Origin of the sequence: Nocardia sp. MH4 (assembly GCF_019266065.1) — a bacterium.
Taxonomy (GTDB): domain Bacteria; phylum Actinomycetota; class Actinomycetes; order Mycobacteriales; family Mycobacteriaceae; genus Nocardia; species Nocardia canadensis.
Map to the genome: position 1 here is coordinate 144243 of NZ_LPNR01000125.1, position 20250 is coordinate 164492.

Sequence of the window (20250 nt, forward strand, 5' to 3'; positions counted from 1 at the left end):
CATGCCCAGCGACCTGCAGCTGAAGATCATGAACGCCGGTCACCGCGCCCTGCTCACGCTCACCGGCGGCCGGGTCGGCAACCGCATCTTCGGGATGCCGTCCCTCGAGCTGACCACGATCGGCCGCAAATCCGGCACGCCGCGCAAGGTGATGCTGACCGCGCCGGTCGTCGACGGTGACACCATCGTCGTGGTCGCCTCCCGCGGCGGCGATCCGACCCACCCGGCCTGGTATCTCAACCTGCGCGACAACCCCGACGTCGAGGTGTCGCTGCAGACCGGCCCGACCCGCCCGATGACGGCCCACATCGCCACCCCCGAAGAACGGGCGACACTGTGGCCCCGGGTCGTCGCGGGCTACCGGGGCTACGGCGACTACCAGACCAAGACCGACCGGGAGATCCCGCTGGTCCTGCTGACCCCGCGCACCTGATCAGACCAGCGCGGCCCGGAACTCCGTCGGGCTGCTGCCGCGCGAGCGCTTGAACGCGGCGCTGAACCCGAAGGCGTCGGAGTAGCCGACACTGGTCGCCACCTGAGCGACGCTGCGCGCGGGATCGGCGAGCAGTTCCTCGGCCTCGGCCATCCGCCATTCGGTCAGATAGGTCAGCGGCGGTTCGCCGATCACCTCGGTGAACCGCTTGGCGAACAACGCCCGTGACACCGCGGCCTCGGCGGCCAGGCTCGCGACCGTCCAGCGCTGGAACGGTTTGGCGTGGATGGCTTCCAGTGCCGGACCGACCACCGGGTCGGCCATCCCGCGATACCAGGCGGGCGCGCAGTGCTGCTGTTCGGCGAGCCAGGTGCGCAGGTTGCAGACCAGCGCCCAGTCCAGCAGGCGGTCCATCATCGCCTGCGAGCCCGCGCTGTGCCGGACGGCCTCGGCGGCGGAATCCTCGAGCCAGGCGCACACATCACTGTCGGCGGCGACCACCATCACCGGCGGCAGGGCGCGCAACAGCCGCTCGTGTCGCCTGCCCGAGGCGCGATAGGCTCCCACGATCATCGAGGTCTCCTCCGGGACACCGGTTTCGCCGACCTCCTCGATCAATTCCGGTGTGGCACAGCTCAGATCGGCCGGACCGAAGCCGTTCGGCACGAAGCAGGACAGTTCGTATTCCACCGGTGCGCGATCGTCGGGGGTGTCGATGTCGATGAGCCGGAACGGTTCTGCGGCCTGCACCACCGCCGTGTCGCCCGCGACGAGGCGGGTGCGCGAACCGTCGGCGAGCACCAGGGTGCCGCCACCGCGCAGGACGCACACCATGATCAGCGGCGCCCGGTCGGCGAAGTGGATCGTCCACGGCGCGCGCAGGACGGCATGGGCCAGGACCGAGCCGTCGGCACGGATGCCACTCAGCAGTGAACTCAACGGGTCCATGCCACCAGCGTAGACGAACTCCTATCAACCCGAGATGATCACCCATAGATCGTCCACGCGAATCGCGGTTGACTCGAAGACACGGGGCGCACCGCCCCACACCACGATCGAACAGGGAGCCCACCGTGTCGCAGTCGCCCATCACCACCGTGCCGACCGGCCCGACCACCACCGGGTCGCAGCAGTCCGAATCGAACACTCGCACAGCGCTTGTCGTGCTCGCCCACCACCGCGCCGACTCGCTGTCGGCCCATATCGCGCGCCGCGCGGCCGACCGGCTCACCGCCGCCGGGTACACGATCGACTTCCTGGATCTGCACGCCGAGAACTTCGACCCGCGAATGACCGTGGCAGACCAGCCCGACTGGGGCGACCGCGACAAGCGGTACTCCCCCGGGACCGAGGCGCACATGCGGCGGCTACTGACCGCCGAGGTGGTGGTCGTGGTGTTCCCGGTCTACTGGCAGAGCGTGCCCGCGACGCTCAAGGGCTGGATCGACAGCGTCTGGAACTACGGATTCGCCTACGGCCGCAGCAAGCCGCGCCTGGCGGGCAAGCGCATCCTGTGGCTGGGCCTGGCGGGTGCGACCGCGGGCGACGAGATCCTGCCCGGCATGCAGCAGTTGCTGGAAGCCCAGCTCAGCGCGGGTCTGGCCTACTACAGCGGTTTCGCCGACTCTCGCGTCGGTCTGCTTCCCGACGCCGAGGATCAGCCGCAGAGCCTGGACGCCGAAGGCAACCTGATCATCGGCGAGGCGATCAGCGGCGATGCCCGCATCGCGCACTACGCCGCGTTCGAGGCGACCGCCGAGGGCTTCGTCGACGATTTCCTGGCCGCGCAGTTGGTGAACGCCTGAGGACCGGCGATCGCGCGGTGACCGGCCCGGTCACCGCGCGATCGCGCCCGACGGCGGTCTCCCACGGCGGCTAGATGCCGGGAAGTGCGCGCAGCAGGACACCGAAGAGTTCGGTGGGCGTGCCGGATTCGGCGGCCGCCTTGTCGATGGTGCCGAGTGCGCCCGCGGTGAATTCGGCGCTCTGCTCCGGGACGTAGTTCTCCGGGTCGTCGATGCCGGGGGCGTACTGCGCGAGCATGGTCGTCATCGCCTGCAGGAACGGCGCCATCAGCGTGGCCAGGTGCGCCGCGGTGCCACCGGTGGTGCGTACCATCTTGCCGCCCTGCTGGAAGCCGGCGAACATCGAGTACATGCCGCCCAGGATCGCCAGGTCGTACATCGCCGCGGCGCCGAAATCCGCGCCGACGAACTCGGCGCGGCCGAACAGCTCCAGCACGGCGCGGAACCGCTCGAAGGCCGCGGTCGCGCCGCTGTAGAGCACGAACGCCGCCGGTCCGCCGATCATCGACGGCACGGCCATGATGCCGCCGTCGATCAGGTCGACTTCGTTGGCCAGCGCCCACGCGCCCAGCGACCGTGCCTGCTCCGGCGTGGTGGTGGTCAGGTTCACCACGGTGCGACCGCGCAGTCGCGCCGCGGCGGGCTCGACGTGTTCACGCACCGCCGGGTCGTCGAGCACGCACAGGATCACCAGATCGGCCGCCGCCATCGCCTCGGCGGAGGTCGCCGCGAGCACCGCGCCCTCGGCCACCAGCGCCTCGGCCCGCGCCGCGGTGCGGTTCCACACCGTCACCTGGTGGCCGCCGGCGAGCAGCGCCCGCGCCAGCGCCGTGCCCATCGCGCCGAGACCGAGCACCGAAACCCGCTGTGCCGTCGCCGAGTTGGTCATGTTTCCCCTTGGTTCGGAGTTCTGGTTGCCGGTCGGCAACGCACTCCTAGATTCGCTGGTAGCGCTACACTGCACAAGTACCGACTATCAAGTCCAATACTCACCAAAAAGTAAGTAAGGCGAGCATGAAGCAGCGAGAGCGTCCGTATTCCTGCGGTATCGATGCCGCGCTCGATGTCGTCGGCGGCAAGTGGAAGGCGCTGATCCTGTGGGCGTTGTCCACCGGCACCCAGCGTTTCGGCGACCTGAAGCGACTGGTCCCCGGGGTGACCGAGAAGATGCTGATCCAGCAGCTGCGCGAACTCGAGCACGACGGCATCGTCCACCGCGAGGTCTACGCGCAGGTGCCACCGAAAGTGGAGTACTCCCTCACCGAGCTCGGGGTATCACTCAATGCGGCGCTGGTGACGCTCGGCGCGTGGGGCACCGAGCATATGGACCACATCTGCGAGGTCAAAGGCGTTCTCGCGCCGGTGCACTGACGCCCCACGATCGCGAAGAGGGGGCGCGACGCCCGTTCACCGACGGGCGTCGCGGAAACCTCAGGACTGGATGCCACCCCAGGTCTTGCCGGTGATGCGCTCGTAGGCCTCTTCGTACTTGCGCCGGGTCGCCTCGACCACGTCGGCGGGGATCTCCGGGCCCGGGTACTCCTTGTTCCAGCCCGTGGAGGTCGACCAGTCGCGCACGAACTGCTTGTCGAAGGAGCGCTGGGCGCGGCCCGGCTCCCACTCGTCGGCGGGCCAGAAACGCGAGGAGTCGGAGGTGAGCACCTCGTCGCCGAGGGTGAGAACGTCACCGTCCCAGCCGAATTCGACCTTGGTGTCGGCGACGATCACACCCGCCTTCGCCGCGTGCTCGGCACCGCGCGAGTAGATCTCGAGGGTGAGATCGCGCAGCCGCTCGGCCACCTCGCGACCCTCCTGGTTCACCACGTCGGCGAAGCTGATCGCCTCGTCGTGCCCCTCGGCAGCCTTGGTGGAGGGGGTGAAGATCGGCTCGGGCAGCTTGTCGCCGTCCCGCAGCCCCGGCGGCAGCGCGATACCGGACACGGTGCCCGACTGCTGGTACTCCTTGAGCCCCGACCCGGTCAGGTACCCGCGCGCGATGCACTCGACCTGGACCATCTTCAGCGGCTTGACCCGGATACCGCGCCCGGCGAACTCGGCGGGCACGTCGGTGGCCGAGACCACGTGGTTGGGAATGCCGGTGAAGTACTCGAACCACCAGTTCGACAGCTGCGTCAGCAGCGCGCCCTTCTCCGGAATCGGCGTCGGCAGCACGACGTCGTAGACCGAGACGCGGTCCGACGCGACGAGCAGCAGGGTGTCGCCGTCCTCGTAGAGGTCACGAACTTTCCCGGCGTGCACATGCTTCAACGTCGAGCCTCCGAATCCTGGGTGGGCGTACATCCTCGGTATGCAAGGACTGTACCGGCCACCCCCGGCACCGAATCCGACCTGGTCACCACGACGCGAGGGCGGTCACATTCCGATGCGGCGCGCTCTCGCCCAGGCCGCGACGGCGGTGGCCGACGTGTGCCCAGCCTGGCCGTAGCCGCGCCGCGATGACGGTCACCGGTGCGCAGCCGGACCAGCCGCGGTCGGCGGGGTTGCCGCTCAGGCGGTCGCGCGCTCGCCATCGGCGACGCGGAACGTGCGGCGGTAGGCCAGCGGGGCGACGCCGACGGCGACCTGGAAGTGCTGGCGGAGCGAGGTGCCCGTCGCGAAGCCGACGCGGCTCGCGATCTGCTCGACCGACAGATCGCTGGCCTCGAGCAGGAGCCTGGCCCTGGCGACGCGTTGCTGGGTGAGCCAGCGACCCGGACTCGTCCCCACTTCATCGACGAAGCGGCGCGCGAAGGTGCGCTGACTCATTCGCGCGTGCCCGGCCAGTTCCGCCATGGTCAGCGGAAGCTCGAGGTGTTCGAGCGCCCAGTGCCTGGTCGCGGCGGTGCTGGCCATCGCGGGATCGGGGACGGGCTGGTCGATGTACTGCGCCTGACCGCCTTCGCGCCACGGCGGCACCACGCAGCGGCGCGCCACGTGGTTGGCCACCGCGCTGCCGTGGTCGGCCCGCACGATGTGCAGGCACAGGTCGACGCCGGAGGCCGCGCCCGCCGAGGTCAGGACGTCGCCGTCGTCGACGAACAGCACGTCCGGATCGAGCCGGACCCGGGGGAAGTGCCTGCGGAACGAGTCGGCCATGCGCCAGTGCGTGGTCGCGGGCCGCCCGTCCAGCAAACCCGCCGCCGCCAAGACGAACGCTCCGGTGCAGATCGACACGATCCGGGTGCCGGGCCCGATCCGCGCCAGCGCGCCCAGGGTCACCTCGCCGAGCCCGTGCAACGCCTCGGTGATGTCGGAGGCCGGAATCACCACCGTGTCGGCGGTCGCCAGCAGCTCGGGACCGTGTTCGACGGCGATCCGGAAGTCGGCGCAGGTCCGCACCGGCCGCCCGTCGGCCGAGCAGGTGAGTACCTCGTAGCGGTCGTCGAGGGTCCCGAAGATCCGCTGGGGCGTACCGAGTTCGAACGGGTAGACGCCGTCGAGCGCCAGGACCACCACGCGATGCATGGCACGATTCTATCGGAGGATGACAATCTTGCCATTTTCTCGCCGGGTCGCACCCGGCACCGTTGACCCCATGACCGACACCATGCGCGCCATCAGCCAGGACTCCCTCGGCGGACCCGAGGTCCTGCACGAGGTCGAACTCCCCCGCCCCCTCCCCGGTCCGAGCCAGCTGCTCGTCCGGGTGCACGCGGCCGGCCTCAACCCGACCGACTGGAAACATCGCGCGATCCCCGGATTGTTCCTGCCCGCACCGCCGTTCGTCCTCGGCTGGGACGTCTCCGGTGTCGTCGAGGCGGTCGGCTTCGGCGTCACCCTGTTCGCGCCCGGCGACGAGGTGTTCGGGATGCTGCCCTATCCGCACGGGCACGGTTCGCTGGCCGAGTACGTCGTCGGGCCCGCGCGCGCCTTCGCCCGCAAGCCCGCGGGGATCGACCACATCGTGGCCGGGGCGACCCCACTGGCCGCGCTCACCGCCTGGCAGGCGCTGGTCGACACCGCAAATCTCGAGGCGGGCCAGCGGGTGCTGATCCACGCGGCCGCGGGCGGGGTCGGCCACCTCGCGGTGCAGATCGCGAAGTCGCGGGGCGCGTATGTCATCGGGACGGCGAGCGCGCCCAAGCACGAGCACCTGCGCGCGCTGGGCGCCGACGAACTGATCGACTACCGGGAGGTCGATTTCGCGCAGGTCGTGCGCGAGGTCGATGTGGTGCTCGACACGCTCGGCGAGGAGAACTCCCACCGGTCGCTGCCCACGCTGCGACCCGGCGGCCTGCTCGTCACCATCCGGGCCGGCGCCCAGGACGACCTGCGGGCCGCGGCCGCCGAGCGGGGCGTCCGGTTCGCCGCGCTGCTCGTGGAGGCCGATCACGCGGGCATGAACGCGGTCGCCGACCTGCTCGCCGCCGGCACCATCCGCCCGACCATCGCCGGGGTGTTCCCGCGGGCCGAGGCGGCGAAGGCGCACGCGATCGGCGAGACGGATCGGACGCTCGGGAAACTCGTCGTCACGATGCGCTGACCGGGCCCGCGCCGCCACCGGTGGGTGGCGGCGCCGCCGGTGCGCGCGGGCGGCGCCGCATCGGCGGGAAACTCGTGAGCGGTGCCGCACGGCAGGTGGCATTGTGGACGCTGATGTGCGCACCGGTGCGAACCGGAACGCGCGAGAAGTGCCGTGTTCGTCGACGACGAAGGAGATCTATGTCCGCCCCGAATCTCACCCGCGACCAGGCGGTCGAGCGCGCCGCGACGGTGGCCGTGCAGAACTATCGGATCGAACTCGACCTCACCGACCAGCCGCGCAGCGCGGGTTCGGAAGTGTCGGACACCTTCGGTTCGAAGACCACCGTCACCTTCACCGCCACCCCCGGCGCGAGCACCTTCATCGACCTGGTGGCCGCGCGGGTGCGCTCGGCCGTCCTCAACGGCACCCCGCTCGATGTGAGCGACTACGACGAGTCGACCGGCATCGCGCTGCCCGAGCTGGCCGCGACCAACGAACTCGTCGTCGAGGCCGACTGCGAGTACTCGCACACCGGCGAGGGCCTGCACCGCTTCGTCGATCCGGCCGACGACAACGTCTACCTGTACTCGCAGTTCGAGACCGCCGACGCCAAGCGGATGTTCGCCTGCTTCGACCAGCCCGACCTCAAGGCCACCTTCGACATCGTCGCCACCGCGCCCGATGACTGGAAGGTCGTCTCCAACGGCGCCACCGCCGAGGAGCACAAGGTCGGCGCGGTCGTGCGGCACACCTTCGTGACCACCCCGAAGATGAGCACCTACCTGGTCGCCATGATCGCCGGCCCGTACGCGCGGTGGACCGACACCTACACCGACAGCCACGGCGAGATCCCGCTCGGCCTCTTCTGCCGCGCCTCGCTGGCCGAGCACATGGACGCCGAGCGCCTGTTCACCGAGACCAAGCAGGGTTTCGCCTTCTACCACGACAACTTCGGCGTGCCGTACGCCTTCGGCAAGTACGACCAGCTGTTCGTGCCGGAGTTCAACGCGGGCGCGATGGAGAACGCGGGCGCGGTCACCTTCCTCGAGGACTACGTCTTCCGGTCCAAGGTCACCCGCGCGTCCTACGAGCGCCGCGCCGAGACGGTGCTGCACGAGATGGCGCACATGTGGTTCGGTGACCTGGTCACCATGAAGTGGTGGGACGACCTGTGGCTCAACGAGTCTTTCGCCACCTTCGCCTCGGTGTTGTGCCAGGCCGAGGCCACCGAATACACCAGCGCCTGGACCACGTTCGCGAATGTGGAGAAGTCCTGGGCCTATCGCCAGGACCAGCTGCCCTCGACCCACCCGATCGCCGCCGACATCCCCGACCTGCACGCGGTGGAGGTCAACTTCGACGGCATCACCTACGCCAAGGGCGCTTCGGTGCTCAAGCAGCTCGTCGCCTATGTCGGCCTGCAGCCGTTCCTGGCCGGTCTGCGTGACTACTTCGCCGAACATGCCTACGGCAACGCCACTTTCGACGATCTGCTGGCCGCGCTGGAGAAGGCGTCGGGCCGTGACCTGTCGAGCTGGGGCGCGCAGTGGCTCAAGACCACCGGCCTCAACATCCTGCGTCCCGACTTCCTCGTCGCGCCGGACGGCACGTTCTCGAGCTTCGCCGTGGTGCAGGAGGGCGCCGAGCCCGGCGCCGGCGAGCACCGCGTGCACCGGATCGCGGTCGGCGTCTACGACGATGTCGACGGCAAGCTGGTGCGCACCCACCGCGCCGAGCTCGACCTCGACGCGACCGGACGCACCGAGGTACCCGAGCTGGCGGGCGTGGCGCGCGGAAAACTGGTGCTGGTCAACGACGACGACCTCACCTACTGCTCGCTGCGCCTGGATCCCGATTCGCTCGACGTGGTCGTGCAGCGCATCGGGGACATCGCCGACTCGCTGCCGCGCACGCTGGCCTGGTCGGCGGCCTGGGAGATGACCCGTCAGGCCGAGATGAAGGCCCGCGACTTCGTCGCGCTGGTGCAGCGCGGGATCGGCGCGGAGTCCGAGATCGGCGTGGTGCAGCGCCTGCTCATGCAGGCCGCCACCGCCCTCTCCAGCTACGCCGAACCGGGATGGGCCGACCAGGAGGGTTGGCCCGGCTTCGCCGACCGGCTGCTCGAGCTGGCCGGTGCCGCCGAGGCGGGCTCGGATCACCAGCTGGCCTTCGTCAACGCGCTCACCGCGGCCGAGCTCGCACCGCGCCACACCGAGGTGCTGGCCCGGTTGCTCGACGGTGATCCGGCCGTGGCCGGTCTGGCGGGGCTGACCGTCGACACGGATCTGCGCTGGCGCATCGTCACCGCCCTGGCGGCGGCGGGCCGGATCGACGCCGACGGGATCGACGCGCCGACCATCGACGCCGAGCTGGCGGGCGATCCGACCGCGGCGGGCAAGCGCCAGGCCGCGGCGGCGGCCACCGCGCGCCCGATCGCCGAGGTGAAGGCGCAGGCCTGGAACACCGTGATGGGTGACGATTCGGTGCCCAACATCACCGCCCGCGCCATCGTCGGCGGCTTCGCGCCCGCCGGTCAGGGCGCATTGCTCGCGCCGTATGTGGACAAGTACTTCGCCGAGATCCCGGCGGTGTGGGAGCGCCGGTCGAGCGAGGTCGCCCAGACCGTCGTCGTCGGCCTGTACCCGCACTGGGCGATCAGCGAGGACGCGGTCGCCAAGGCCGACGAGTTCCTGGCGGGCGATCACCCGCCCGCCCTGTACCGCCTGGTCTCCGAGGGCCGGGCCGGCATCGAACGTTCACTGCGCGCCAGGGAGTTCGACGCCAAGTAAGCCGGACCACCCGATGGCCCCGATCCCCCGCGGCGGATCGGGGCCATCGGCCGTTCTGCCCGCCGCCTCACGTCCCGTTGCGCTTGTGCGGCGCAGCGATTTTCGGCCACCCCGATCTACTACGTGAAGTAGTATTAAATTCGGGGAAATTCCTCCCTGTCGACCTCGAGGGAGAAGCGGGATGGAAACTGTCGTCGTCGAACGCGTGATCGCGGCACCGATCGAGCAGGTCTTCGACTGGTGCGCCGACACCACCAACTATGAGCGCTCGCGCTGGGTGCTCCGCGACAAGCTCATCACTCCGGGGCAGGGCGCGCCCTACGGTGTCGGAGCGATCCGCCGGCACACCTGGCTGATCGGCCACTTCCACGAGCGGATCACCCGTTACGACGCACCGCGCTCGTTCGGCTACGTGGTCGATCGGAGCTTCCCGCCCGCGCGACACGAGGGCGGTTCCCTGACCTTCACCGCCACACCCGGCGGCACGCGGGTCGTCTGGACCACGACCTCGGAGGTCAACGTCCCGCTGCTGGGCGGACCGGTGACCCGCCTCCTCGCCAAGCCGCTCATCGGCCGGGTCTTCGGGCAGATCCTCGACACCTGTGCCGAGGAACTCGCCGCGACACCCGCGGGCTGACTCACCGGGACGGACCGAGGCGGCGTGCGCCGATCCCGTGGATTCGCTCGCTGCTGTGAGCAGATCCGCTGGGGGCAGCAAAAGGCGCGAAACACGGTGCGGGCGAGGCACCGTGGGGACATGGCACACGACGACAAGACCCCGATGTTCAGCTGGCGGGCGCGCGAACAGCTGTTCGGGCGCCGAATCCTGGTACTGGACGGCGCGCTCGACGACGACAACGGCACCCTGCTGATCACCCAGCTCCTCACCCTGGCCGCGCAGGGCCCCGAGGCGCCGATCTCGCTGTGGATCCACTCCCCCGGCGGCTCGGTGCCCTCGATGCTCGCCATCCGCGACGTGATGCGGCTGGTCCCGTGCGAGGTCTCCACCCTCGCCCTCGGCTTGGCGTGCAGCGCCGGGCAGTTCCTGCTGTCCTCCGGCGCGCCCGGCCGCCGGTTCGCGCTACCGCACGCCCGCATCCTCATGCACCAGGGCTCGGCCGGAATCGGCGGCAGCGCCGTCGAAGTCGAGGTGCAGGCCGACGATCTGCGCTACACCGTCGACACCGTGCTCGGCCTGATCGCCGCCGACACCGGCCAGCCCTTCGATCGCGTCTACGAGGACTCCCTGCACGACCGCTGGTTCACCGCCACCCAGGCGAAGGAATACGGCTTCATCGACCACATCGTCGAATCCTTCGACCAGGTCATCCCCAACCGTCACCGCATCGGCATCACCGCGTGAGACACGCTCTCGCAGAGGAGAACCCATGACCAGCTATACGATTCCCAATGTCGTGTCCCAGCATCGCGGCGGTGAGCGGATCACCGATATCTACTCGCACCTGCTCAGCGAGCGGATCGTCTATCTCGGGACACCCATCGATTCCGGGGTCGCCAACGCGCTCATCGCCCAGCTGCTGCACCTGGAATCCGACAGCCCCGGTCAGCCGATCAGCCTGTACATCAACTGCGAGGGCGGCGATCTGTCCGCCATGCTCGCCGTCTACGACACGATGAGTTTCATCAAGGCGCCCGTGCACACCACCTGTGTCGGCCAGGCCATCGCGGTCGGCGCGGTATTGCTGGCGGGGGGCGCGGCGGGGCATCGCGCGATGCTGCCGCACACCCGGATCGTGTTGCACCAGCCCGCGACTCGCGGTCAGGGCACCATTCCGGATCTGATCCTGCAGGCCGACGAGATCGTCCGGATGCGCGCGGCGATCGAGGCGATCCTGTCCAAGCACACCGGGCAGACCCCGGAGACCCTGCGGCGCGACACCGACCGCGACCGCGTGTTCACCGCCGCGACCGCGCTCGAGTACGGCCTGGTCGACCGCGTACTGCACGAGCGGGAGTGATCGCCGGGCTGTGCGCGCCCGCGGGATCGGCCCAGCCGACCCCCGCGGGATGCGGTGCGAGCACAGCCGGCGATTCAGCAACGGCTCACTGCTTTTCGATGCGATCCAGGTAGGCCCGGCGCACCCGGTCGTCGACCCGGGTGATCGCGGCGTCGTCGTTGGCGGCCTTGCGCAGGACCCGCATCACCGGCTCGGGCACCAGCCCGGCGACATCGGCCGCCAGCCCCACATACGACGGCACCGCGGTCTCGGCGGCCCTGGTCCGCACGCTGCGGACCACGGCGGCGGCGATGTCCTCGGGGTCGACGGCGGGCAGGATGCCGTAGTCGATGCCGGAGCTGAGTTCGGTGCGCACCGCCGAGGGCAGCACCGCGCTCACGCTCACGCCGGTGGAATCCATCTCCAGCCGGGTCGCCGCGGTCAGCCCCACCACGGCGTACTTGCTGGCGTTGTACACGGCCAGGCCCTTGATCGGGAACTTGCCCGCCAGCGAGGCGACGTTCACGACGTGGCCGTAGCCGCGCGCCACCATTCCGGGCAGGGCCAGCCGCATCCCGTGGATGACGCCGTAGACGTTGACCTCCATGGTGAGCTGGTCGATCCGGTCGGACTGGTCCAGAAAGGCGCCGTTGGGCATCACGCCGGCATTGTTCACCAGGACGTCGAGCGGTCCGCCGCGCCACTTCTCGGCGGCGGCGAGGAAGGCCGCGTACGAGGCCTTGTCGGTGACGTCGAGGACATGGCCCAGCGCACGATCGCCGAGGCCCTCGGCAGCCTGCACCGCCAGCGCCTCGTCGAGGTCACCGAGCGCGACATAGGCGCCCTTGGCGGCGAAGGCCGCGGCGGTGGCCAGACCGATGCCGCGCGCGGCGCCGGTGATGGCGACCAGCGCGCCGTTCAGATCGATCCGTGGGTAGCTCATGCCGGTACCGCCATCTCGTCGTCGTGGGTGATGCTGAAATCGTCGGGGTCGAAGGCGCTGACCCGGCGGGTCAGTTCGCCGGTGGACCAGGGCCAGCTGAAACTGTTGCGGCCGTTGGCATCCAGGTAGTAGCTCTGGCAGCCACCCGCGTTGTAGACGGTGCCGGTCAGCGCCGCCTGCACCTGCTCGACGTAGCGGGCCTGCACCTCGGGACGCACGTCCAGGACCGCCCAGCCGCGGCGCCGGGCGCTCGCGATCGCCGAGACCAGGAAGTCGACCTGGGCCTCCAGGATCGCGAAGGCCGAGGAATGGCCGGTGCCCAGACTCGGGCCGAGCACGGTGAACGCGTTGGGGAAGCCGGTGGTGACCGTGCCGAGGTAGGCCTCGGGCGAGCCCTGCCAGTGCTCGGCCATGGTGCGGCCGTCGGCGCCGCGCACGATGTCGGCCAGCGGGGTGTCGAGGATGTGGAAGCCGGTGCCGAGGATGACGGCGTCGACCTCGGCGGTGCTGCCGTCGGCGCCGTGCACGGTGCTGCCGCGGAACTCGGCGACGGCGGTGGCGTGCACGTCGACGTTGTCCTTGGTCAGCGACTGGAGGTAGCTGTTGGAGAACAGGATTCGCTTACAGCCGAGCAGGTAGTCGGGGGTGAGCTTGGCGCGCAGCCGCGGGTCACGCACCACCGCGCGCAGATACGCCGAGCCGACCTTCTGCACGGTCTGCATCAGCGGCCGCGGGTTGCGGAACGCCACGCCGAGGGCTTCCATCAGCCCGTACTCGACCGAACGCAAGGCCTTGTGCGCGAACGGCAAGCGCCGCATCACCCGCTTCTCGATGGCGGGCACCGGGTGGTCCAGCTTGGGCAGCACCCACTGCGCGGTGCGCTGGAACAGGTGCAGCTCGGCGACGTCGGGCTGGATGGCGGGCACGAACTGCACCGCCGAGGCGCCGGTCCCCACCACCGCGACGCGCTTGCCACGCAGGTCGTAGTCGTGGTTCCAGCGCGCGGAGTGGAACACCTCGCCGGGGAACTCGGCCAGGCCGGGGATCTCGGGAACGCGCGGCTCGTTCCACGGCCCGGCGGCCGAGACGACGAAGCGGGCGGTCAGCTCGCCGGTGCTGGTGTCCAGGCGCCACCGGCGGTCGGTGTCATCCCAGCTGGCGCCGAGCACTTCCACCCCGAAGCGGGTACGGGCGGGCAAGCCGTTGTCGCGGGCCACCCCGTCGACGTAGGCGAGGATCTCGGGCTGGGTCGCGAACAGCCGCGACCATTCGCTGTTGGGCGCGAAGGAGAACGAGTACAGGCCCGAGGGCACGTCGCAGGCGCAGCCCGGATAGGTGTTGGCGCGCCAGGTGCCGCCGAAGGTCTCGGCCTTCTCGAGGATGACGACATCCTCCACGCCCGCCTCGGCGAGCTTGATGGCGGCGCAGATGCCCGAGATGCCCGCACCGATCACGACCACTTCGTGGTGACTCATACGATTTCTCCTTCGACGACAGCGGTCCGGATCGCCTCGGCGACCCGGGCGGGGACGGCTCGGCGGGCGGCGGCCAGGGTGGCCGGGCGCCGGGCGGAGTCCATGAAGTTCGGGCCCATGGCCGCGAGTTCGGCGGGACCGGGTTCGACCCGGATCACCCGGGTGCCCGCAGCGCGCAACAGTGCCACCTCGCGGTCGAGGCCGCGGGTCATCTGAGCGCGCAGGAGGCGCTCGACGCGGCTCAGGCCGGTCGCGGACGCACCGCCCTCGGTGGTCATCGGCGCGACGACCACCACCTCGTCGAGGTCGAGGGGGGCCAGCAGATCGGCCGACACCGAGGACACCGCGCCGCCGTCGACGAAGGCGCGCCCGCGCACCGGCACCGGCGGGAACCAGCCGGGGATGGCCCAGGAGGCGGCGATGGCCGTGCCGAGGTCGACGGTCGGCGCGCTCGGGGATCCGAAGGCGACCCGCTCGCCCGTGCGGGGGTCGGCGGCGACCAGCCAGGTCGCCGGGTGGTCGACCCAGCCGCCGCGGGGGGTCAGCGCCCGGCCGAACGCGCGCAGCCAGTCGGCGTCGCCACGCCCCTTCGGCAGCAGTCCGGCCAGCGCGGTGTACACCGAGCCGCTGCGCATACCGGCGCCGACCAGCCCGAGGCCGGGCAGTCCGAGGGCGGGTACCGGCGGCGTCATGCCGGGATCCACCGCCACGTGGTCGGCGAGGACCGGATCCGCGCCGGGCGCGCCGTCGAGAGCGGCGAGCAGATCGCCGGGGGTCCGGCCGGAGCCGAGCGCGGCGACGATCTCCGCGCCCGCGGAGGTGCCGATCAGTACGTCGGCGGTGCGGACATCCCAGCCGAGCGCCTGTTCGACGGCGTCGAGGGCGACCGCGGTCCAGGCGAAACCGAGGATGCCGCCGCATCCGATGGCGAGGCCACGTCGTGTAGTCATAACTCGGATACTAACGGTATTCGAATTCCAGCGGTACCCCAGATTTGCTAGACTGGGTCCGTGGCCGCCCGGATGACGCGTAAGGAATCGCACGCACAGACCCGTGAACGACTGGTCGAGACCGCCAAGCGGCTGTTCCTCGCCGACGGCTACAACGTGACCTCCCTCGAGAAGGTGGCCGCCGAGGCCGGCTTCTCCAAGGGCGCCGTCTACTCGAACTTCGCCACCAAGCACGAACTCGGCCTGGCCGTGATCGACGTCGTGCACGTCGAGCGCGCGGAATCCCTCGCCGCGGCGGTGCTGACCGGCGATTCCATGGCGGAGCGGATCGAACGCTTCGCGCGCTGGGCCGACGAGAACATCGGTGATGTCGGCTGGACCGCGCTCGAAGTCGAATTCGCCACCAGCACCCGGCACATGCCCGAGGTGCGCACCGAACTGGCCGAGCGCAGGCGGTCGATGACCGCGGTGCTCGGCTCACTGATCCAGGTCCAGGCCGACGAGATGGGCTTCGAGCTGCCCATTTCGGCCGACGATGCCGCCGTGCAACTGCTCTCGCTGGGTATCGGTCTCGGCGTGCAGCGCGCGATCGATCCCGAGATGCCGGTCAGCGCGCTGGTCGACCTGCTGCGCGGCCTGCTCGCATCCGTCCTGACGGCGTAACCGTCCGGCTCAGGCCGCCAGCAGGACGGCGTTGGGGGCGAACGAGTTCTGCGCGGACGCGGGCCGAACGGGCGTGGCGATGCTGCGGTCGCCGCCGACCACCACGGCCCGGGCCGGGACCCGGCCGCGCATAGCTTCGGCCACCTGGCCGACCAGCTCGCTCAGCGAGGTGCCGAGCGCGCCGGCCAGCGCCGCGATCATCTCACTGGAGGGTTCCTTGCGGCCGCGCTCGACCTCCGACAGGTACTGCGGCGAGATGCCCGCGCGCCCCGCGGTGTCGACCAGCGTCGAGCGCTGCTCGAGCCGCAGGCTCCGCAACCGCTCACCGAGGGCTTCGCGCCACAACGGTTCGGGGCGCGGCCGCCCTTCGCCGCGTCCGCCCGGAATCACCCGCAACCCGTTGTGTTCGCCCATACGTCGAGCGTAGGGACGCCGGTCCCGACACACCCGGTTCTTCTGCTGTGGGCGTAACTCAGCGGGTGATGCCGAAGCGGGTGTCCACCCAGCCGAGCGCGTCGGCGAACCCGGCGGCGACGATGCCGCTGTGGTCGACGTCGTCGTACTTGCGGTAGTCGACGGACTGGCCGTTGAGCTGCTGTTCGGCCACCATCGCGTCGGTCGACTTCAGCGGCACCGTCAGGTCGGAGCGCCCCTGCAGGACCAGCACCGGTGCCGCGAACCGCAATCCGCTGGGATCGTTGTCGTCGAGGACTCGCAGCAGGCCGGACGGATCGCCGTCCTCGGTGAACACGTCCTTCGCCGAGAGCCCACCCCACCTGCTCCGATCCCGCAGTCCCGCGGTGCATTCGGAGTCCGCGAGCGGCAGCAACGAGACCGCGCGGCCGGTGAGGAACCGGCCGGGATCGACATCGGTGACGGTCTGCGCGCCACGCACCAGCAGGGGCACATACAGCGAGATGTCACCGGTGCCGAGCTTGCCCAGCGGATTCGACACCGCCCACTTCGCCATCCTGACCTGTTCGCCGAGATGGGAGGCGGGGGCCAGCGCGACCGCGCCGAGCAGTGGCGCGCCCGGCGCCCACGCCCCGGCCGCGCTCGCGGCGAACAAGGCGGCGTGCCCGCCCTGCGAATGCCCCATCGCCACCCAGCGCGCGCCCACGGTCTTGTCGACTTCTCGTGCGGCCGTGGCGATATCGCTCATCGCCCGCTGCTCGGTCTCGCCGATCAGATAGCCGTGGTCGCCCGGCGTGCCCAGGCCCTGATAATCGGTCCTGGCCACGGCGTAGCCCTTGGCGACCCAGCGCGCCTGTTCGTCCTTGCCCGGCGAGGACCCCTCGGCGCGCGAGGGCGCGCACACATCGGCGACCCCGTTGGTGCCCGGCGCCCAGGACAGCAACGGCCAGCCGCTCGCGGGCGGTGTCCCCTCCGGCACGGCGAGCGTGCCCGAGACCGCCACGGGCTTGCCCTGCGCGTCGACCGATCGATACAGCACCAGGAAGTTCCTGGCTCCCGGCACCGCCTGCGAACCGGTGACGGGCTGGGTCCGGATCACCGAGCCGTGCGGTCCCGGAATCGATTCCGCCGGTGGCGAATAGAAGTCGGACCGGGGAGTGCCCGCGACCTCGGTCGCGCTCGCCGTGTCCTGCCCACAGGCCGCCGCCGTCACGGCCAGACAGGCCACCGCGGCGGCCGTGATCACCCGAGCGATTCCTGTCCGCATGTTCCCCCCACGTGCCACCGAACGGCCGCCACGCGCGGCCGGTAAACCGCCGATCAGGGTACTCGATGCCGCGGGGACGGCCGGGAGGCCCGGCCGTCCCCCGGACTCAGCGCAGCACCCGGCCGAGGAAGTCGCGGATCAGCGCCGCGATCTCCGGTCCGTGCGACTCCAGCGCGAAATGACCGGCGTGGAGCAGGTGCAGTTCCGCGTCGGGCAGATCGCGCAGGTAGGCACGGGCACCGTCGGCGCCGAAGATCTCGTCGTGCTCACCCCAGGCGATCAGCGTCGGCGGCTGATGCTCGGCGAAGTACTTCTGGAACGCGGGGTAGCCGTCGAGGTTGTTCTTGTAGTCGAAGAACAGTTGCAGCTGGATCTCCTTGTTGCCGGGGCGATCCAGGTAGGCCTGGTCGAGGGTCCACGTGTCCGGGCTGACCAACGCCAGCCGATCGGCCGGAACACCGTGTGTGTACTGCCATTTGGTGGCGTCGAGCTCGAGCAGCTTGCGCACCTCGGGTTCGTGGGTGACGCGGTCGTTCGCGTGCGCGAACAGCACCTCCCAGAACGGCGTGAAGCCCTCCATGTAGGCGTTGCCGCTCTGGGTGATGATGGCGGTGATCCGCTCCGGGTGGCGCGAGGCGATGCGCAGGCCGATGGGGGCGCCGTAGTCCTGGATGTAGATCGCGAAGCGCTCGATACCGAGGGTGTCGAGCAATTCCAGGGTGATGTCGGTCAGCGAGTCGAAGGTGTAGTCGAAGTCCTCGACGCTCGGGGCGCCCGACTGGCCGAACCCGAGATGGTCGGGCGCGATCACGTAGTAGTCGTCGGCGAGAGCCGGGATCAGGTTGCGGAACATGGCCGAGCTGCTCGGGAAGCCGTGCAGCAGTAACAGAGTGGGGTTTTCCGGGTTGCCCGCCGCGCGATAGAAGAGGGTCTGCCCCTGGATCTGGACGGTGTTGTGGCTGATCTGGCTCATGCTGGATCTCTCTTTCTCGATGGGTGTGATTACTCGGACCAGGTGGAGTTCTGGACGGCCTCGGTGAAGGCGGCGAGGATCTGTCGGCGCCGTGGATCTCGAAACGCTGGCTGCCGGAGCGGTAGCGCCGGGTCAGGCCCAGGTCGTGGAACATGGCGCAGACGTAGCGGATCTCGGGGTCGTAGCTCAGGCCGGACGCCGCCCCGCGCAGGGCGCCGAAGTAGTAGACGCGGCGGGAGTTGGTGGTAGATCAGCGGACTCGCCGCGGCGCGGACCAGCTCGGTGGCCTCGGCCACCAGCGCCGAATCCGGGATCGCCGGAAGCTCGGTCATCGGGTGTTCCTTTCAGACGGTGACCGGTTCGCGGTGGCGGACCGGAGTGATCAGTGCGGCGGCGGCGACGGTGAACACCAGGCCGAGCGCGAAATAGCCGCGGTAACTGTCGGTGAGGGCGTGCACGACGGTGGCCACGCCGAGGCCGGCGGCGGCGGCCAGCTGGTGGATCACCCAGGCGGGGGCGAGCGTGCGGCCCATCCGCGCCGGGTCGAGGCCGCGCGACAGGATGGCCATGGTCAGTGGGATGACCGGGAACGAGGCGATGCCGAACAGCACGGCCACCACGACCAGCACCTGGGGTCCGGGCACGAACACAGCGGGCAGCAGGGCGGCCAGGCGTACCGAATACAGCACCCGGAGCAGCGATTCCGGCGGGAAGCGGCGCAACAGTCGCACCATCGCCGCCGAGGTGAGCCCGGCCGCCAGGGCGGCCAGCGCCACCAGCCTGCCCGCACCCGCCACCGACCAGCCCTGCTCCACGGCGTGTTTGGGCAGCATCAGCACCACCACGTACAGGGTCGCCGCGTGTAAACCGAACGACACCAGCACTTTCCATCGATCGGCCAGCGACTCCCCCGCACCGGCGCTGGTCGCCGCCCGCTGATCCGTGGGCAGCAGCACCCACAGCGCGGCGGTGGCGGCCAGCCCGATCGCGCCCAGCAGCGCGAAGGTGGCGCGCACCCCGATCGGCTCGAACAGCGCCGTGGCCGCCCATGGCGTGATCAGCTGTCCCAGGTTGATGCCGATCGCGGCCCGCGCCATGGCGGGTCCGGCCTGCGGGCCGTGCGCGCGGCCGAGCAGCGTCGTCACGGTCAGCGTCGACGACGACGCGAAGCCGAGTCCGCCCAGCACCATGTACGCCGCGACGAACTGCCAGGTCTCGGTGACGGTGGCCAGCACCAGATAGCTGCTCGAGATCAGGGTGAGCCCGCCGATCAGCACGAGCTTGGGCCCGAACAGATCCAGCAGCCTGCCGATGCCCTGCTGCGCCAGCCCGGTGACCGTGGTGCCCAGCGCGGCGGCAACGGCCAGTGCCGTCGCCGAGACGCCGTAGGCCGCGGCCGTCGGGGCGAAGAACACGCCCATCGTGAAGTTCAGCCCGAACGACACGGTCATCGCCGCGAGTCCGGCCCAGGCGAGATGTTCACGTCGCATGTCGGTCACCTCCTTTCCGTGTGTAGCCGGGCGATCTCGCCCTCGAGTTCGGCGATCCGATCGCGCAGGACCTGCATCGCCTCGGCGACCGCCGCGCGTGGATACAGCGGCGGAATGTGCTGACGGCAGTTCCAGTCGAACGCCTCGATGTCGATCAACACCGCGCGCTCGAGCTGCGCGCGATACCCCTCGACCGCCATCGAGGCGACCAGGTCCGGATCGTCGGCGGCTTCGACCACTCGCGCCCGGCCGAAGATCTTCATCCGCGCCTGCGCGGCGTAGTCCATGAGGAACAGCGAGACCCGGTCGTCGTGGTCGAGATTGCCGCGGCTGATGTATTGCTTGTTGCCGCGGAAGTCGGCGAAACCCAACGTGCGATCACCGAGCACCTTCAGCAATCCCGGTGCGCCACCGCGATGCTGGATGTACGGCCAGCCGGTCTCACCGACCGTCGCCAGGTAGAAGCTGTCCCGCTCGCCGATGAACCAGGCCTCGTCGGGCCCGATCCGGTCGGCGACCTCGGGCACCTGCGCCATCCGCTCGTAGCTGCGCAGACTGCCGTGCGCGCGCTGGTGCTCGCGCACCAGCGGAGTGAACGCGACCTGCGCGTAGTGCCCGGTCACGA

21 protein-coding genes are annotated in these 20250 nt (G+C 70.2%); 9 read left to right on the plus strand and 12 right to left on the minus strand.

Features of this window, described 5'->3' with window-relative positions:
- Window position 1 precedes the first annotated feature (1 nt).
- Window positions 2-433 (plus strand): nitroreductase family deazaflavin-dependent oxidoreductase, encoded by a 432-nt coding sequence (locus ATM97_RS29700; RefSeq protein WP_218721498.1) that lies wholly within the window; start codon window positions 2-4, stop codon window positions 431-433.
- Here ATM97_RS29700 and ATM97_RS29705 read toward each other — a convergent pair whose 3' ends face one another.
- Window positions 434-1381 (minus strand): AraC family transcriptional regulator, encoded by a 948-nt coding sequence (locus ATM97_RS29705; RefSeq protein ID WP_218721499.1) that lies wholly within the window; start codon window positions 1379-1381, stop codon window positions 434-436.
- Window positions 1382-1506: 125 nt separating this feature from the next.
- Between ATM97_RS29705 and ATM97_RS29710 the strand changes: the two genes are divergently transcribed.
- Window positions 1507-2238: an NAD(P)H-dependent oxidoreductase gene (locus tag ATM97_RS29710; protein WP_308248666.1), complete on the plus strand. Its 732-nt coding sequence runs from the start codon at window positions 1507-1509 to the stop codon at window positions 2236-2238.
- A gap of 70 nt (window positions 2239-2308) precedes the next feature.
- Here ATM97_RS29710 and ATM97_RS29715 read toward each other — a convergent pair whose 3' ends face one another.
- Window positions 2309-3202 carry an NAD(P)-binding domain-containing protein gene (locus ATM97_RS29715; protein WP_308248667.1) on the minus strand — a complete coding sequence of 298 codons (894 nt, stop codon included), beginning with the start codon at window positions 3200-3202 and terminating at the stop codon, window positions 2309-2311.
- A 50-nt stretch (window positions 3203-3252) separates the two neighbouring features.
- Here ATM97_RS29715 and ATM97_RS29720 point away from each other — a divergent pair, with 50 nt between their 5' ends.
- Window positions 3253-3609, plus strand: a complete 357-nt coding sequence (locus ATM97_RS29720) for a helix-turn-helix domain-containing protein (RefSeq protein WP_218721501.1) — start codon at window positions 3253-3255, stop codon at window positions 3607-3609.
- Between the two features lie 60 nt (window positions 3610-3669).
- Here the strand turns inward: ATM97_RS29720 and ATM97_RS29725 are convergent, their stop codons facing one another.
- Window positions 3670-4539 carry a phosphoribosylaminoimidazolesuccinocarboxamide synthase gene (locus tag ATM97_RS29725; protein ID WP_218721502.1) on the minus strand — a complete coding sequence of 290 codons (870 nt, stop codon included), beginning with the start codon at window positions 4537-4539 and terminating at the stop codon, window positions 3670-3672.
- A gap of 207 nt (window positions 4540-4746) precedes the next feature.
- On the minus strand, window positions 4747-5703 hold the full coding sequence (locus ATM97_RS29730; protein ID WP_218721503.1) for a GlxA family transcriptional regulator: 957 nt from the start codon (window positions 5701-5703) through the stop codon (window positions 4747-4749).
- A gap of 70 nt (window positions 5704-5773) precedes the next feature.
- Between ATM97_RS29730 and ATM97_RS29735 the strand changes: the two genes are divergently transcribed.
- From ATM97_RS29735 to ATM97_RS29755, 5 genes are all read left to right on the plus strand, one after another.
- The gene (locus tag ATM97_RS29735; RefSeq protein WP_218721504.1) at window positions 5774-6721 is read left to right on the plus strand and encodes an NADP-dependent oxidoreductase; all 948 of its coding nucleotides are present in this window, start codon (window positions 5774-5776) and stop codon (window positions 6719-6721) included.
- A 179-nt stretch (window positions 6722-6900) separates the two neighbouring features.
- A complete protein-coding gene (gene pepN / locus ATM97_RS29740; RefSeq protein ID WP_218721505.1) occupies window positions 6901-9492 on the plus strand; it encodes an aminopeptidase N in 2592 nt (863 codons plus the stop codon).
- A 181-nt stretch (window positions 9493-9673) separates the two neighbouring features.
- Complete coding sequence (locus ATM97_RS29745) at window positions 9674-10129, plus strand: SRPBCC family protein (RefSeq protein ID WP_218721506.1); 456 nt, start codon at window positions 9674-9676, stop codon at window positions 10127-10129.
- Between the two features lie 120 nt (window positions 10130-10249).
- Window positions 10250-10855, plus strand: a complete 606-nt coding sequence (locus ATM97_RS29750; protein WP_218721507.1) for a ClpP family protease — start codon at window positions 10250-10252, stop codon at window positions 10853-10855.
- A gap of 25 nt (window positions 10856-10880) precedes the next feature.
- The gene (locus ATM97_RS29755; protein WP_218721508.1) at window positions 10881-11471 is read left to right on the plus strand and encodes a ClpP family protease; all 591 of its coding nucleotides are present in this window, start codon (window positions 10881-10883) and stop codon (window positions 11469-11471) included.
- Between the two features lie 85 nt (window positions 11472-11556).
- On the opposite strand, the gene ATM97_RS29760 is transcribed toward ATM97_RS29755, so the two are convergent.
- The 3 genes from ATM97_RS29760 to ATM97_RS29770 are packed head-to-tail and all read right to left on the minus strand — an operon-like array spanning window position 11557 to window position 14818.
- Window positions 11557-12393, minus strand: a complete 837-nt coding sequence (locus ATM97_RS29760) for an SDR family oxidoreductase (RefSeq protein WP_218721509.1) — start codon at window positions 12391-12393, stop codon at window positions 11557-11559.
- A complete protein-coding gene (locus ATM97_RS29765) occupies window positions 12390-13868 on the minus strand; it encodes an NAD(P)/FAD-dependent oxidoreductase (RefSeq protein ID WP_218721510.1) in 1479 nt (492 codons plus the stop codon). Before ATM97_RS29765 ends, ATM97_RS29760 begins: the two co-directional genes overlap by 4 nt.
- Window positions 13865-14818 carry a patatin-like phospholipase family protein gene (locus ATM97_RS29770; protein WP_218721511.1) on the minus strand — a complete coding sequence of 318 codons (954 nt, stop codon included), beginning with the start codon at window positions 14816-14818 and terminating at the stop codon, window positions 13865-13867. The genes ATM97_RS29765 and ATM97_RS29770 overlap by 4 nt, the downstream gene beginning before the upstream one ends.
- 60 nt (window positions 14819-14878) lie before the next feature.
- Between ATM97_RS29770 and ATM97_RS29775 the strand changes: the two genes are divergently transcribed.
- On the plus strand, window positions 14879-15481 hold the full coding sequence (locus ATM97_RS29775; protein WP_308248668.1) for a TetR/AcrR family transcriptional regulator: 603 nt from the start codon (window positions 14879-14881) through the stop codon (window positions 15479-15481).
- Window positions 15482-15490: 9 nt separating this feature from the next.
- On the opposite strand, the gene ATM97_RS29780 is transcribed toward ATM97_RS29775, so the two are convergent.
- The 5 genes from ATM97_RS29780 to ATM97_RS29800 all read right to left on the minus strand — a co-directional run bounded on the left by ATM97_RS29780 (window position 15491) and on the right by ATM97_RS29800 (window position 20248).
- Entirely contained in the window at window positions 15491-15895 is a 405-nt protein-coding gene (locus ATM97_RS29780; RefSeq protein ID WP_218721512.1) for a helix-turn-helix domain-containing protein, read from the minus strand.
- A 58-nt stretch (window positions 15896-15953) separates the two neighbouring features.
- Window positions 15954-17162 carry a S9 family peptidase gene (locus ATM97_RS29785; RefSeq protein WP_218721513.1) on the minus strand — a complete coding sequence of 403 codons (1209 nt, stop codon included), beginning with the start codon at window positions 17160-17162 and terminating at the stop codon, window positions 15954-15956.
- 106 nt (window positions 17163-17268) lie between these two features.
- Entirely contained in the window at window positions 17269-18135 is an 867-nt protein-coding gene (locus ATM97_RS29790; protein ID WP_218721514.1) for an alpha/beta fold hydrolase, read from the minus strand.
- Between the two features lie 344 nt (window positions 18136-18479).
- Complete coding sequence (locus ATM97_RS29795) at window positions 18480-19625, minus strand: MFS transporter (RefSeq protein ID WP_218721515.1); 1146 nt, start codon at window positions 19623-19625, stop codon at window positions 18480-18482.
- A gap of 5 nt (window positions 19626-19630) precedes the next feature.
- Window positions 19631-20248 carry a pyridoxamine 5'-phosphate oxidase family protein gene (locus ATM97_RS29800; protein ID WP_218721516.1) on the minus strand — a complete coding sequence of 206 codons (618 nt, stop codon included), beginning with the start codon at window positions 20246-20248 and terminating at the stop codon, window positions 19631-19633.
- Between the last annotated feature and the right edge of the window lie 2 nt (window positions 20249-20250).

Excerpts from the sequence above, each read along its gene's own strand:
- ATM97_RS29770 (WP_218721511.1), bottom strand. The coding sequence starts at position 14,818 with ATGACTACACGACGTGGCCTCGCCATCGGATGCGGCGGCATCCTCGGT.
- ATM97_RS29730 (WP_218721503.1), bottom strand. The coding sequence starts at position 5,703 with ATGCATCGCGTGGTGGTCCTGGCGCTCGACGGCGTCTACCCGTTCGAA.
- ATM97_RS29795 (WP_218721515.1), bottom strand. The coding sequence starts at position 19,625 with ATGCGACGTGAACATCTCGCCTGGGCCGGACTCGCGGCGATGACCGTG.
- ATM97_RS29760 (WP_218721509.1), bottom strand. The coding sequence starts at position 12,393 with ATGAGCTACCCACGGATCGATCTGAACGGCGCGCTGGTCGCCATCACC.
- ATM97_RS29790 (WP_218721514.1), bottom strand. The coding sequence starts at position 18,135 with ATGAGCCAGATCAGCCACAACACCGTCCAGATCCAGGGGCAGACCCTC.
- ATM97_RS29725 (WP_218721502.1), bottom strand. The coding sequence starts at position 4,539 with ATGTACGCCCACCCAGGATTCGGAGGCTCGACGTTGAAGCATGTGCAC.
- ATM97_RS29755 (WP_218721508.1), top strand. The coding sequence starts at position 10,881 with ATGACCAGCTATACGATTCCCAATGTCGTGTCCCAGCATCGCGGCGGT.
- ATM97_RS29765 (WP_218721510.1), bottom strand. The coding sequence starts at position 13,868 with ATGAGTCACCACGAAGTGGTCGTGATCGGTGCGGGCATCTCGGGCATC.
- ATM97_RS29785 (WP_218721513.1), bottom strand. The coding sequence starts at position 17,162 with ATGCGGACAGGAATCGCTCGGGTGATCACGGCCGCCGCGGTGGCCTGT.
- ATM97_RS29780 (WP_218721512.1), bottom strand. The coding sequence starts at position 15,895 with ATGGGCGAACACAACGGGTTGCGGGTGATTCCGGGCGGACGCGGCGAA.
- ATM97_RS29720 (WP_218721501.1), top strand. The coding sequence starts at position 3,253 with ATGAAGCAGCGAGAGCGTCCGTATTCCTGCGGTATCGATGCCGCGCTC.
- ATM97_RS29705 (WP_218721499.1), bottom strand. The coding sequence starts at position 1,381 with ATGGACCCGTTGAGTTCACTGCTGAGTGGCATCCGTGCCGACGGCTCG.
- ATM97_RS29750 (WP_218721507.1), top strand. The coding sequence starts at position 10,250 with ATGGCACACGACGACAAGACCCCGATGTTCAGCTGGCGGGCGCGCGAA.
- ATM97_RS29700 (WP_218721498.1), top strand. The coding sequence starts at position 2 with ATGCCCAGCGACCTGCAGCTGAAGATCATGAACGCCGGTCACCGCGCC.
- pepN (WP_218721505.1), top strand. The coding sequence starts at position 6,901 with ATGTCCGCCCCGAATCTCACCCGCGACCAGGCGGTCGAGCGCGCCGCG.
- ATM97_RS29745 (WP_218721506.1), top strand. The coding sequence starts at position 9,674 with ATGGAAACTGTCGTCGTCGAACGCGTGATCGCGGCACCGATCGAGCAG.
- ATM97_RS29735 (WP_218721504.1), top strand. The coding sequence starts at position 5,774 with ATGACCGACACCATGCGCGCCATCAGCCAGGACTCCCTCGGCGGACCC.